At 44.3% G+C, this 13396-nt stretch carries 10 protein-coding genes; 5 read left to right on the top strand and 5 right to left on the bottom strand.

From position 1 onward, the window contains the following. Positions 1-10 precede the first annotated feature (10 nt). The 3 genes from cybH to LPY66_RS04975 form a co-directional block, all read right to left on the bottom strand. The gene (gene cybH, locus LPY66_RS04965) at positions 11-733 is read right to left on the bottom strand and encodes a Ni/Fe-hydrogenase, b-type cytochrome subunit (protein WP_337986993.1); all 723 of its coding nucleotides are present in this window, start codon (positions 731-733) and stop codon (positions 11-13) included. Beyond that, the gene (locus tag LPY66_RS04970; RefSeq protein WP_337986994.1) at positions 730-2424 is read right to left on the bottom strand and encodes a nickel-dependent hydrogenase large subunit; all 1695 of its coding nucleotides are present in this window, start codon (positions 2422-2424) and stop codon (positions 730-732) included. Before LPY66_RS04970 ends, cybH begins: the two co-directional genes overlap by 4 nt. A 142-nt stretch (positions 2425-2566) precedes the next feature. Then, on the bottom strand, positions 2567-3658 hold the full coding sequence (locus tag LPY66_RS04975) for a hydrogenase small subunit (protein WP_337986995.1): 1092 nt from the start codon (positions 3656-3658) through the stop codon (positions 2567-2569). 198 nt (positions 3659-3856) lie between these two features. Here LPY66_RS04975 and LPY66_RS04980 point away from each other — a divergent pair, with 198 nt between their 5' ends. Continuing rightward, a complete protein-coding gene (locus LPY66_RS04980; RefSeq protein ID WP_337986996.1) occupies positions 3857-4201 on the top strand; it encodes a nitrous oxide-stimulated promoter family protein in 345 nt (114 codons plus the stop codon). A 272-nt stretch (positions 4202-4473) separates the two neighbouring features. Here the strand turns inward: LPY66_RS04980 and LPY66_RS04985 are convergent, their stop codons facing one another. Then, on the bottom strand, positions 4474-6567 hold the full coding sequence (locus tag LPY66_RS04985) for a glutamine synthetase III family protein (protein ID WP_337986997.1): 2094 nt from the start codon (positions 6565-6567) through the stop codon (positions 4474-4476). A 387-nt stretch (positions 6568-6954) separates the two neighbouring features. Between LPY66_RS04985 and amrA the strand changes: the two genes are divergently transcribed. The 3 genes from amrA (at position 6955) to LPY66_RS05000 (ending at position 11143) form a co-directional block, all read left to right on the top strand. After that, positions 6955-8217, top strand: coding sequence for an AmmeMemoRadiSam system protein A (amrA, locus tag LPY66_RS04990; RefSeq protein WP_337986998.1), 1263 nt, complete (start codon positions 6955-6957; stop codon positions 8215-8217). Positions 8218-8627: 410 nt separating this feature from the next. Further along, a complete protein-coding gene (gene amrS, locus LPY66_RS04995; protein WP_337986999.1) occupies positions 8628-9575 on the top strand; it encodes an AmmeMemoRadiSam system radical SAM enzyme in 948 nt (315 codons plus the stop codon). Positions 9576-9886: 311 nt separating this feature from the next. Continuing rightward, a complete protein-coding gene (locus tag LPY66_RS05000; protein WP_337987000.1) occupies positions 9887-11143 on the top strand; it encodes an ammonium transporter in 1257 nt (418 codons plus the stop codon). A 185-nt stretch (positions 11144-11328) separates the two neighbouring features. Here LPY66_RS05000 and LPY66_RS05005 read toward each other — a convergent pair whose 3' ends face one another. After that, positions 11329-12744: a sensor domain-containing diguanylate cyclase gene (locus tag LPY66_RS05005; protein ID WP_337987001.1), complete on the bottom strand. Its 1416-nt coding sequence runs from the start codon at positions 12742-12744 to the stop codon at positions 11329-11331. Between the two features lie 442 nt (positions 12745-13186). On the opposite strand from LPY66_RS05005, the gene LPY66_RS20965 reads away from it, so the two are divergent. After that, positions 13187-13384, top strand: coding sequence for an FCD domain-containing protein (locus tag LPY66_RS20965; protein WP_443112474.1), 198 nt, complete (start codon positions 13187-13189; stop codon positions 13382-13384). Positions 13385-13396: the final 12 nt, after the last annotated feature.

Here is a 13396-nt window from a genome sequence, read left to right on the forward strand (position 1 = left end):
GCCACGGTTGCTAATCACCTTTGGTTAATGCAGGTTGTGTATCGCTTGAGTGTACAGCTTCCGATTGACCAGTAGTAGGAAGTTCATATTTATAACCGCTGATGATCGATGAGACCGTAGCGTCATCATCCAGTATATCTTGACGAAAGACAAGATAGAGGTGGATCAGAAGAAAGACAACATAAGCCCAAGCTAAGACATGATGAACCATTCGAACCATATTTTCATTATGCATGAAGGGTATGACCCAGGAAAAAAGCATGCCGCCAACCCCGCTTGGGTCAGTTCCTACGCGCATGGCAAACCCGGTAAAGATCATGACAACACCAAAAATCCAGATAAATACAATATAGGATATTTGAGCCAACGCATTATGGCCGAGGTGTCCTCTATGTTCGGCGCGCATAAAAAGATAATAACGAATGGTATTGATTAAATCCTGCCAAAAGACTTTTTTCCAGAAACGGATTTTTGCATACTCATTTCCTGCCCAGAACCAGAAGGCACGATATATCATATTGGCAGTAAAGATAAAGGCAGCGATTCCGTGCCAATAACGCATCGTCCCTATAATAAAATGCATTACAGCCTCGCCAGGGGCGACCAGAATCGGATTGGCGATATACATGCCGGTTAGAAACAGAACGGCAATAGCGAAGGCATTGATCCAGTGAAACAATCGGACAGGGAGTTCCCAGACATAGACAGGCCGGCGTATCGCTATATGCTTCATAAATCGTGCCCTCCGGGAGTTATTAAGTGGGTTGCACATGCAATACAGGGATCGAAGGAGTGAATGGTTCTGAGTAACTCCAGAGGCTGCCCTGAGACAGCCATGGGGGTATCCAGCAAAGAGGCTTCATAGGGTCCTTTTTGACCCGATGCATCCCGGGGTGAAGCATTCCATGTCGTAGGAACAACAGCCTGGTAGCTTTCAACTTTACCATTGCGGATTTTGATCCAATGGGCCAATGCACCGCGGGGGGCTTCAGCCCACCCCACGCCGTGTGCTTCATCTGGCCAACGGCTGGGATCCCACTTTTCAGGGTTAAACGTTTGGGTATCTCCTGCTTTGATATTGGCGATCAGGTCGGCATAAAACCCTGCTAAATGGTCAACACAGTATTTTGTTTCCAACGCCCTGGCTAAGGTTCTTCCCAGGGTGGAGTAAAGCGCATTAAGAGGGAGATCAAGTCTTTTCAGCGCATTATCCGTCAGTTCTTTGATCTCTTTATTGCCTCTGGCATAAGCAATTAATAGCCGCGCAAGAGGTCCTACTTCCATCGCATGTCCCTGCCAACGCGGTGACTTGATCCAGCTGTACTTCTTTGTTTCATCCAGGTTTGTATAGGGGGGCTTGGGGCCGTCGTAGGCTGGATCCGTATGCCCTTGCCATGGATGAAGTCCGGTATCGGCGTCCGGGTATTTATACCAGGCGTGGGACACAAACTCCTGGATTTGGTTTGGATCTTTTAAATCGAGGTCATAAACCTTATTTAGGTTTCGGTTTAGAATAATACCGGCGGGAAAAAGATAACTGTTCGCCTCATGGATATCAGTAGTCGGAACACCGCCGTAGGACAAATAATTGCCGATTCCGCCGCCCCAGAGGTCGTGTTTATAGAATCCGGCAATAGCAAAAACATCCGGGATAAGTACTTGGTCAACAAAGGTTTGGGCTTCTGCGATTTTTGTTTTAACGAGATTCAAACGCTCCATATTGATTACATGGACATCATCCAGGTTGATGGTTGAAGAATGCCCGCCGACTAAGTAGTTCGGATGGGGATTCTTTCCGCCAAATACCGTATGGATCTTGGCGATCTCTTTCTGCCAGTTTAAAGCCTCCAGATAGTGGGCGACAGCCATAAGATTAGCCTCGGGCGGCAGTCGATAAGCCGGATGTCCCCAGTAGGCATTCGCAAAAATTCCCAGCTGACCGCTGTTGACAACATTCTTAACTTTATTTTGTGTATCGCGGAAATACCCTTCAGAGGCGTTGGGCCAAGCGGACAGTGACATCGCCAGCTGGCTGGTGGCTTTCGGATCTGCTTTCAAGGCACTGAGCACATCAATCCAGTCAAACCCATGCAAATGGTAAAAATGGATTACATGGTCCTGGGTAAATTGGGTTAGTGTCATGATGTTGCGGATGTAATTGGCATTCTTCGGTATGGGATAGTTTAAGGCGTCTTCTACGGCACGGATAGAGGCAATGGCGTGGATATGGGTACAGACGCCGCAGATCCGTTGAACAAAGGACCAGACATCGCGAGGGTCCCTGTTTTCAACAATTTTTTCGATTCCCCGAAAAACGGTACCGGAGCTTACAGCATCTGTGATTCGATTGCCATCAACCACAGCCTCTATCCGCAAATGACCTTCGATCCGGGTAATAGGGTCAACCACAATACGTGTTGCCATTGAATCCAAACCTTTCTTATCATTTAATCAGTTTTGTTTCCCACTTTTTTTAAATTCTATATTCGGCTCACGCTTTATAATAACAATGGTGTCTATTTCCTAATCGGGACACCGCGTGTATTTGTCCCCTTCTGCTATTTGTTCAGCGAGTGTCTTTTTCGGAATCAGATCCGTCTTTATTGCTTCGGCCCCTGACGGCAGAAGTGACTGCGCCATGAACGATTACCCCCGCTCCGGCAATGCCTAAAGCTGCCAGTCCGATTTGATCTGGATTTTTACCGATGACATCGTTGGGTATTTCGGCTAAATGAGTATAAAATGGTGTGCTGGAATCATACCAATTATTCTCGGAACAAGCCATACACGGATGTCCCGATTTTACAGGGAAACTGACACCATCGTTCCATTCCGTTACCGCACAGGCATTGTAAGCAACAGGGCCTTTGCAGCCCACCTTGTATAGGCACCAGCCTTTTTTTGCGCCCTCATCATCGAACTGTTCGACAAACTGGCCCGCATCAAAAAAAGCCCGACGAGTACACCCGTCATGGACGCGCTTTGAGTAAAAGGCCTTTGGTCTGCCAAGGCTTGTGAGTTCAGGGATGGTACCGAAGGTAATATAATGGACGATTGTGCCGGTGATCACTTCTGCTATAGGCGGACACCCAGGAACATCAATAACCGGCTTGTCTTTGACAATCCGACGAATGGGCACCGCCTGCGTTGGATTGGGGTGAGCGCCTTGAATACACGCATTCGTGGCACAGGATCCGTAGGCAATCACCGCAGCAGCGCCGGCGGCACATTCCTGAAGCAATTCGTTAGCGGTAACTCCTCCGATGGTACAGTAAATACCGCCTTCTCCTAACGTTGCACTGCCTTCTACCACCAGAACGTAATTACCGTAATGTTCGTTCATTACTTTTTTCCTGGCAGCCTCGGCCTGTTCTCCTGCAGCGGCTTGCAACGTTTCCATATAGTCGAGGGAAATCATATTTAATATGAAATCAGAAAACAGGGGATGAGATGAACGGATCAAGGATTCACAGCAGCACGTGCACTCCTGAAGATTCAAATAGATGACCGGCAGTCTCGGTTTCGTTTCCAGGGCGTTGGCGATACGTGGAATGGCAGTGGCTTCTAAGCCTAACATTCCAGCCATCATCGTGCAGAATTTAAGAAAATCCCTGCGTGTAATCCCTTTTTGAACTGCCCAGTGATAATAACTTTCCATAGGTGATTCTCTCTTTCTAATTCTCACCCCATATTTTGCATTTTTACGGATATTTTTATGTACGTGCTCACATTTTATTTGCCGAAGCAGCTTACTGAGCCTAAGCAGCCTGGTTAAGACAGTTATACGTATTTATCTTGCACTATTTTTGCATTCAAATGAAAATCCTTATACAATAAGTTTCAGGGGGAGAATTAAGTGGAAAATAAACATTACTTCTTACTGCGAGAACAAAAAACCGTCCAAGTCATGATCGATATGTATTGCGGACATCACCATAAGGGCAAAGAGCAAAGCCAAAAACGCTGCAATGACTGTCAGAAACTATACGAATATGCCTTAAACAAGATCGAAAAGTGTGTGTTTGGATTAGATAAACCAGTGTGCTCCAGCTGCACGAGACATTGCTATCAAACGGACCAAAGGGAACAGATCCGAAAGGTCATGCGCTATGCCGGACCGCGTATGCTATACCGTCATCCGATTTTAGCGGGATATTATTTTATCAATAAACACAAATCAAGACGCAATAGAGCCAAGTGACAGGTGACAAAAGGGACGCAGGTGACAAAAGGGACGTAGACCATTGTCTCCAAAAAAGGAGACAATGGTCTACGTCCCTTTTGTCACCTGTGCCTTATGTCACCAAAATCGCCATCGATGGCGATTTTGTATCTGAACACATGGCGGTGATGATTCGGCAATTTTCGATAACCCCTTGGCAAAAACAAAGAAGAGAAGGGTGTGCCTTCTCTTCTTTGTTTTTCTGAAGGGTTTAGTGCCATGTCAATCTATGGTTAACAAGGTACTCAAAATTAAAGTAGAAACAGCATTTCAGCGTAGGTTGGAAGCGGCCAAAGTGCGTCATCCACCAACGTTTCCAGCTTATCCCCATAGGTTCTCAACTCGGCCATTGCTGTAAATACTTTGTCACGGTAGGTAACAGCGCCGGTATGAACCTCAGTAATATCAGCAGCTTCTTGAACAGCCTTTTCCAAAGCAGTCGTCTTTGCTTTAAACGTACTTAATGTGGAACATACTTCGTTAATTACATCTTCCTGTGCTGAGGTATCCGCAGCAGAAACGACAGATTTAACGCTTTGCACAGAGGCAGCGAGGTCACCGGCAAATTTTGCTGCTGCAGGGAAGATCATTCTGTTGGCCATGTCAATCATGGTCTTTGCTTCAATATTGATGATCTTATTGTACTGTTCAAGCAGGATCTCGTAACGGGAATGAACTTCTTGTTTACTCAGGACACTATGCTTCTCTAAAACAGCGACATTTTTATCCACTATGAAGCATTCAACGGCTGCAACCATGGATTTAATATTGGGAAGTCCGCGTTTTTCCGCTTCATCGACCCATTCATCCGAATAATTATTGCCATTGAAGATTATCCGGTTGTGTTTCGTCAATATATCTTTTAAAACCGCTTGGAGTTCACTATTGAAATCCTTGGCCTTTTCCAGTTTGTCAGCAATCTGGCAGAGACTTTCGGCGACAATGGTATTGAGTACCATGTTTGGACCGGCAATGGAGTTGCTGGAACCAACCATGCGGAATTCAAATTTATTCCCGGTAAATGCAAACGGAGACGTTCTATTACGATCCGAGTTATCTTTGGGTATTTCCGGAAGAGTAGAAACGCCCACGGTCAGCGTACCATTGGGGATAGAACTTTTGACACCGCCGTTTTGAATCTGCTCGACAATATCGGTCAGCATATCGCCAAGGAACATGGAAATAATCGCAGGAGGGGCTTCGTTGGCGCCCAGGCGGTGATCATTCCCAGGGTTAGCTGCTGAGAGTCGGAGAAGGTCGGCGTATTCATCTACGGCTTTGATTACGGAGCACAGGAAGGTAAGGAACTGGGCGTTATCGTGTGGGTTATTGCCCGGATCAAGCAGATTCTGTCCATCGTTGGTGCTCATGGACCAGTTGTTGTGTTTGCCGGAACCGTTAACGCCTGCGAAAGGTTTTTCATGAATAAGGCATACCAAATCGTGGTGGAGAGCAACCTTTTTTAACGTATCCATGACCAATTGATTATGATCTGTGGCAACATTCGTCGTTGAGAAAATCGGGGCGATTTCAAATTGAGCCGGAGCAACTTCGTTATGTTGGGTTTTTGCCAGGATCCCCAGTTTCCAAAGCTCTTCATTTAGCTCTTTCATGAAAGCAGCGATACGTTCTTTAATGCTGCCAAAATAGTGATCTTCCATCTCCTGGCCTTTGGCAGGGGGTGCTCCAAAAAGTGTTCTGCCGGTAAGAATCAGGTCCATACGGGCATCAAAGAATTTTTTATCGATCAGAAAGTATTCCTGCTCAGGTCCCACGGTCGAAATGACCCGACTGGCCGTTGTATTGCCAAAAAGTCTTAAAACCCGGATAGCTTGTTTGGATAAAGCCTCCATGGAACGCAGAAGAGGTGTTTTCTTGTCCAATACTTCACCGGTATACGAATAAAATACTGTCGGGATCGTCAAGGTTATTACACCATTTTTGTCTTCCCGGCAAAAGGCCGGCGATGTGCAGTCCCAAGCAGTATAGCCTCTGGCCTCAAAGGTTGCCCGAATGCCACCGCTAGGGAAAGAAGAGGCGTCAGGTTCACCTTTAATTAATTCTTTGCCGGAAAACTCCATGATGACTTTACCATCATCGGTAGGTGAAATAAAGGAATCATGTTTTTCAGCTGTAAGGCCTGTCATGGGCTGGAACCAGTGGGTATAATGGGTGGCACCTTTCTCGATGGCCCAGTCTTTCATCGCATTGGCGACGACTTCAGCGACGTCGAGTTCAAGCGTTTTTCCCTCATTAATGGTTTTTTTCAAGGCTTTGTAGGTTGCCTTGGGTAGCCGTTCTTTCATGACGGCATCATTAAAGACGTTCATTGCAAAGATATCCATTGTTCAGAATCCCCCTTCAGATTAGATAAAATGAGATCGACTTATCCATTTTTAACACATGGATATTAACGTTTGGATTAAATAGTCATTATAAAAACAAAAAGGCAAAGAAAACTATCCTCACGGTAAAAACCGTTGAGGAATAAGCATCTTTGCTCAAAGTTCTTATAAAGCTATTAAAAAATTAACATACCAGCAGTAAATTAGCAAGAGTTTTTTCCTGTGTATACAATATAAATAGTTTAATATAAGTAAGGATAGTAATTTTATTCAGCAGGATAAAGAATTTAAAAAAAGAAATTATAGTATGGGAATCATTTTTTGTATCATAATCATTTAATTCTTCAGTCATACTTAAGCATTATTAAACACATGGAGGTATTTACCATGAGTCTTGTGTATGTTGGATTTGTTCCACATCCCCCAATCATGATCCCGGAAGTTGGGCGGGGTGAAGAAAAAGGCTGCCAACAGACAGCGGATGCTTTTATTAAGCTTGTTGAAAATGTTATAAAAATGGATGTCAATACGGTTCTGATTGTATCACCGCACGCGCCGTTATCACGGGAAGGGTTGATTTATCTTGAGGGGGAACAGCTTTCCGGAAATTTCAGCCGATTTGGTGCAAGTCACGTCAGCCTGTGCTTTGAAACTGATCAGAACATTCTGATAGCAATAAAAGAAAAGTTAACGGGGTCTGTCCCAGTGACAGCCGAATTAGATCATGGGTCGCTTATTCCTCTCTACTTTCTGCAAAAAGCAGGATGGACAGGGAAAATTGTTGTTGTTGCTATGCCGCTGGATAAACCGGAACGTTTTGGGAAAATTATTGGGGAAATACTCAATGATTCCGAAAAGCGGTGTGCACTCATAGCGAGCGGCGATTTATCGCACCGACTGAAAGAAGACGGGCCGTATGGTTTTCATCCCTCCGGGCCTAAACTGGATAATCTTCTTGTTAAGGGGCTGAAAAAGGATACCACTCTAATTCGCGCGATACCCGAATCGCTAATTGAGGAAGCCGGACAGTGCGGTTACAATTCATTGTTGTTTGCCCTTGGGGCCAGAGAAGGTGCCATTAAGGTTTTGTCTTATGAGGGACCCTTCGGTGTCGGTTATCTTGTCGCAGAGATATATCGCTCATCGCCTGTAGCTGGTTACGCCCGTGAATGTTTGGAATATTATCTAACCTCTAAGGCTTTTGACAAGCAGACGGTTCCTGGCGACCCTTTACTTAAAGAGAAAAGAGGATGCTTTGTCACGTTATATAAAGATGGGACGCTTCGTGGGTGTATTGGGACAATCCAGCCGGTGAGAGAAAATCTTGCTTCTGAAATTAAACACAATGCAATTGCCGCAGGTACTCAAGATCCGCGTTTTTGGCCGGTTCAAGAGGACGAATTGCCCTTGATCACGGTATCGGTAGATGTTCTCGGCGAGACGGAGAAGATACCCGGTCCGGAGGAATTGGACCCGAAGCGTTATGGTGTCGTTGTCCGGCGGGGTGGCCGAGTTGGATTACTGTTACCTCATCTGGAAGGGATCGATACGGCTGAGGAGCAGGTCCGTATCGCCAAACAAAAAGCGGGGATTGACCCGAAAGAAGACGTAGAGTTCTGGCGCTTTGAAGTCGATCGGTATTATGAATAACGTAGTACTTGTACAACCTATATGAAATAACTACTCACAAGAATAGCCCAAACATTTACTTCAGATTAGGTTTACGTGCCACAGTTCCAGCGATAAGCGGAACATGGATTGCGGTGCGCGGCTGTGACGGTCACGGATGACCTAATGTCGCGGACACCATGGAGGGTGTAGGAGCGACAAGGTCACGGATGACCTAGTACAGCATTCTATAATTTTCTTTACACCTCAAATCAGGTCTGCGTGCCACAGTTCCGGCGACAAGCGGAGCACGGATTGCGTAGCGCGGCTCTTTGCGCCAAGGATGGCGCAAGAGCCGAAAGCGGAATGTGGCATGCAGACCAGCCCAGATTATTACATCCTTCTGTCGTGGTATTTAGAGAACGTTGTACTAGGATAAAGGGGATGGAAACATGGCGGATTTTATTCAATGTGGATTATGCCCGCATCATTGTAAGCTTAAAGAAGGACAATCCGGCTTCTGTAAAGCAAGGTCCTGCATCGGCGGAAAAGTTGTTTCCTTGACTTATGGCGAAATGGCTGCGTTTCACCTTGATCCCATTGAGAAAAAACCACTTTATCATTTTTACCCCGGAAGTCGGATCTTTTCCGCAGGCGGCTTCGGTTGTAATCTTCGCTGCTTCTTTTGCCAAAACCATGAGATATCCCAACACGTCAGTCATGGTCAGTACGTAACACCACAGCAAATGGCGGCAATGTCCGCGGAGAACGATTCTTTGGGGATTTGCTTTACGTATTCGGAGCCGCTCGTATGGTATGAAATGCTCATGGAAACAGCACCTTTAGTCAAAAAACAAGGCGGTAAGGTAGTGCTTGTTTCCAATGGTATTATTGAGGAGGAGTATCTGAATAATCTTTTACCCTATTTGGATGCCGCTAACATTGATATCAAGGGATTCAGCGAAGAGTTTTACCATCAGCATACCGGTGGTAAGCTCGAATGGGTATTGAAAACAGTGGAAAAACTTGCCGCCAAGGTTCATACTGAGATAACAACGTTGGTGATTCCGACCTTGAATGACAGTCCGGAGGAAATAACAGCCCTGGCCCGTTGGCTGGCTCAATTGGATATGCCTATTGCTTGGCATTTGAGCCGCTATTATCCGATGTACAAAAGTAATATTCCGGCAACCGATATGGGGCATTTGCGCGTGCTGTGGGACCAGGTTAAAGACATTTTGCCTTATGTCTATCTCGGAAATATGCCCGGCGGAAATACCACCTGCTGCCCAAAATGCGGACGGGATGTTATTCGCCGCGACAACGGAATACGAATGGAGACCAAAGACAGCAAATGCCCGGATTGCGGTCAGCTGATTTGGGGACAGGGTCTACGGTGAGTAAACTGTGGAGGCGACAAGCTTGCATAAAAAATACAATACAGTATACAAATCCAACCGCGTTGTATACAATATTTATCCTTAAAATGGCTTTACAACGCGCCAAATAGATATTATAGTACTGGTAAGAGAATTGATTCAGCTGAAGATAACAATACTCACCGGATACCGTCAAGAACGAACGATTATATAATTGTTCACCAAGTTAATAACCAAGGCAATGGGGCCTCAAAGAAGCAATCGCTTTTTTGAGGCCTTTTATTTCAAAAAAAGATTGTAGGTCTTCATAGATCTAAAAAGGAGGAGTTACTATGAGTTTCAATCAGGGCGATATTGCTTTTATGCTGATTTCCAGCGCACTTGTTCTTTTAATGACACCCGGTCTGGCCTTTTTCTATGGAGGATTGGTAAAGAAACGGAATGTATTGTCCATTATGATGCAAAGTATTGTTCCAATGGGGCTAGTCACTATCATATGGGTAGTATTGGGTTACTCACTGGCTTTCGGTCCAGACATTAAAACAATCATTGGTGGTCTCGATCATGTGCTCCTAAAGGGAGTCGGTGTTGAGGCCAGAAGTGAAGGCGCAACCATTCCACATCTGCTGTTTATGATTTTCCAAATGATGTTTGCCATTATCACCCCCGCATTAATGTCCGGTGCCACTGCCGAAAGAATGCGTTTCAAAGCTTATGTTTGGTGGATAGGGTTATGGAGTTTGTTAGTATACTCCCCCCTTGCTCATTGGGTATGGGGTGGTGGCTGGTTAGGCAGTCTGGGAGCCCTTGATTTTGCCGGTGGTACAGTTGTTCATATTAGTTCTGGTATCTCAGCCCTAGTGGGAGCTATTGTCATCGGAAAGCGCGTTAATATGCGAACAGACCCTACCATACCACATCATATGCCCTATGTGATCTTAGGCGGATCATTACTCTGGTTCGGTTGGTTTGGCTTCAATGCAGGTAGTGAGCTTGCGGCAGACGGAGTTGCTGTAATAGCCTTCGTAACGACTCATGTTGCAACGGCTGCCGCTCTTCTAGGCTGGATCATCGTCGAAAAAATACATCATGGTAAAGTCACTGCTTTGGGTGCCATGTCCGGTGCTTTAGCTGGATTGGTTGCAATTACACCGGCCTGTGGTTTCGTCACCCCGACATCCGCAATTGTCATTGGATTGTTGGCAGGCGGTATCTGTTACTGCTCGGTTGTATTCCTGAAAGCCAAATTTGGATACGATGATGCACTTGATGCTTTTGGTATCCACGGTGTTGGCGGAACTTTTGGAGCCATTGCGACTGGAATTTTTTCCACTTCCGCAGTGAACTCTTTAGCCAGCGACGGTCTCTTTTATTCAGGTGATTTTCATCAGGTGCTAGTACAATTGATCGCTGTCTTAGCAACATACGTATATGCAGGCGTTATGACTTTCATCATCCTTAAAGTAATTAGTGTCTTTACACCGCTTAGAGCAACAGATGATGACCAGGTTACAGGTCTTGATACAACGCAACATGGAGAGAGTGCTTATATGGATGCGGACGCATTTTTGACAAGTTCAGCAAAATAAGTTAATCATGATTAAACCGGGATTCGGATGTGGAACAACTGTTGCGGTTGGAAAGCATCTGGATTCCGGTTTTATTAGTTGAAGATTAGCTTTATGATCTTACTTGAATATGTGTTATAAGACCCCTCAAGAATTTTTGGGGGTCTTAATTTGATCTTCCAGCTGTTGAAACGTTTGTTGTTAATTCACTCCTTGGCTGGCCACTTGTAGAGATTATCTCTATTTTCAGCGTATAATGATCTGAATAATACATCGAATCTTTGCCGGTTTTCCTGTTTATTTTGATACATTTCTTTATCAGCATTTCTGTAGATTTCATCAACATTGCCAGGATGGGCATCTCCCAATGCTGCACCGATTGAAAAACTAACAGGCATAAACGGGTTTTGTTTATTGTGTTTTGCCAGTTCTATTTTAATTTTTTCGCAGACCACTTTTAATGAATCAGAGGGGCTGCATGGTAGGATGATGGCAAATTCATCGCCTCCTACCCGCGCCACGACATCGCTTTGCCTCACGGAACGACGGAGAATTTCAGCAGTGACACTAATGAGAACATCGCCGGCTTGATGTCCCAACGTATCGTTTACAACCTTCAGCCCATCTACATCACATTCAATTATCGCTACCGGATTAAACCTTCCAGAACCTATTCTCAACAATTCCTCATTAAAAAAAGCGCGGTTGTATACCCCGGTAAGGTCATCATGAAAACTTATATATTTCAGCCTGTCTTCAATTTTTTTTCTATCGGTGAAATCGGTAAAAATGATGACTGTACCTTTATATTTTTCACTAACATCCAACATGCGGTGAAATCGGATCACCAAATTTCTGGTTTCAGATCTGGGTAACTCTAAATTCTTCTCAATACATACTTCAGTGTCATGACCATGAATAAATATCGTGAATTCTTCAACAAGCCAGGGTAATATTTGTTCTAAACCCTGACTATTTTTGTGATTGGAATAATACGTCGCTCCCGTAATGCCTGCATCCCTAAGAAACCCTTGCGCAGCTTTGTTCATATTGTCAACCCGGTTATCTTTATCCAGAATAATGGCAGGGGTCGGAATACTTTCAAAGATGGTTAAATATTTATTCTTCTCGTTGGTCATCAGTCGGTTGGTATTCTGAAGATTCATCATCAGCGTCTCTTTTGTTTCTCTGGTCCATTCACTGCAAAAAGCGACTTCCACGCGGTCAAAAAACCTATTAATAAATGCGATAAAGTAATCACGGTCTACATTATGTTCGCTGTAAGATTCTGTTAGCAGATCAAGATAAGATTGACGGTAATATTTCATCAATCCTAGGAACATTTCTAAGGTGATCCCGCGATTGCGGTGGCGCTGTGCTTCCAGTAATCCAAAGGCTGCGATTTGATCATTGGCATAGTCTTCATCCACATTTAATTCAGGTATACACGAATAGGATTTGAGGGCGTTCGTTAATGCCTCCGATAACCCACTTATCGAGGTACGCCAGGCTTCTTCGAGGGTTGACGTGTATTTCGTATAATTATGAAGTTTTGCATATTCCAAGGTACGCCGCATGAGAAATATTTCGCTTTGCTCAATTAGATTAATCAAATTCTTCATACTATTACCCCCTCTCCCCCAATTTAAGCAAAAGAGCTATAAAAGAGCTTTAACTTAAATGAATTAAATTCGACAAAAAAATGTAAATTCCTCTCTTCTTCTTAAGGAAGGATTATGGTAAAACGCGTGAATGAAAGCTTGATGGCAAAACAATTTATCATTTTTCTGCATAAAAACGCGTGGATAAGATGACTTCTATCTAATCCACGCCTTCAATATTGAGAAGTCCTAAAATCGACCTTTAAATCTTATAAACAGGTGGCTCCAGAACATATCCTTTGAGTTTTCCATACTCCAAAAACTTGTCATATAGTTTGATTTCTTCAAACAAAAAGGTCATGAAGAGATCCCTGATTACCGGAGAAGTACTATGAATCCTATTCATGATCATTTGCATTAAAAAGATGATTTTTATAGTGTAATACAGGAAGTTTTAACCAGAATCATATATATCATCAGTAAAGCCTATATGAACCGATACTGGAGTTCGGACTTTATTTCCCCCGATTTGGGGCACCATGCCACCCATATGAGAATTCTTGAACTAATTAGGAATCATGATGCGGAACAAGCAAGAAAGGCTATGATTGAACATTTTGAATTCGGAAGAAAATTCAATCAATTGTATTTTAATAGATAACAGTTGTACTGG

Source organism: Dehalobacter sp. DCM (assembly GCF_024972775.1).
Classification (GTDB): Bacteria; Bacillota; Desulfitobacteriia; order Desulfitobacteriales; family Syntrophobotulaceae; genus Dehalobacter.

Coding starts and splice junctions, on each gene's coding strand:
- LPY66_RS05005 (WP_337987001.1), bottom strand. CDS start 12,744: ATGAAGAATTTGATTAATCTAATTGAGCAAAGCGAAATATTTCTCATG.
- LPY66_RS05000 (WP_337987000.1), top strand. CDS start 9,887: ATGAGTTTCAATCAGGGCGATATTGCTTTTATGCTGATTTCCAGCGCA.
- LPY66_RS04970 (WP_337986994.1), bottom strand. CDS start 2,424: ATGGCAACACGTATTGTGGTTGACCCTATTACCCGGATCGAAGGTCAT.
- LPY66_RS04975 (WP_337986995.1), bottom strand. CDS start 3,658: ATGGAAAGTTATTATCACTGGGCAGTTCAAAAAGGGATTACACGCAGG.
- amrA (WP_337986998.1), top strand. CDS start 6,955: ATGAGTCTTGTGTATGTTGGATTTGTTCCACATCCCCCAATCATGATC.
- amrS (WP_337986999.1), top strand. CDS start 8,628: ATGGCGGATTTTATTCAATGTGGATTATGCCCGCATCATTGTAAGCTT.
- cybH (WP_337986993.1), bottom strand. CDS start 733: ATGAAGCATATAGCGATACGCCGGCCTGTCTATGTCTGGGAACTCCCT.
- LPY66_RS04985 (WP_337986997.1), bottom strand. CDS start 6,567: ATGGATATCTTTGCAATGAACGTCTTTAATGATGCCGTCATGAAAGAA.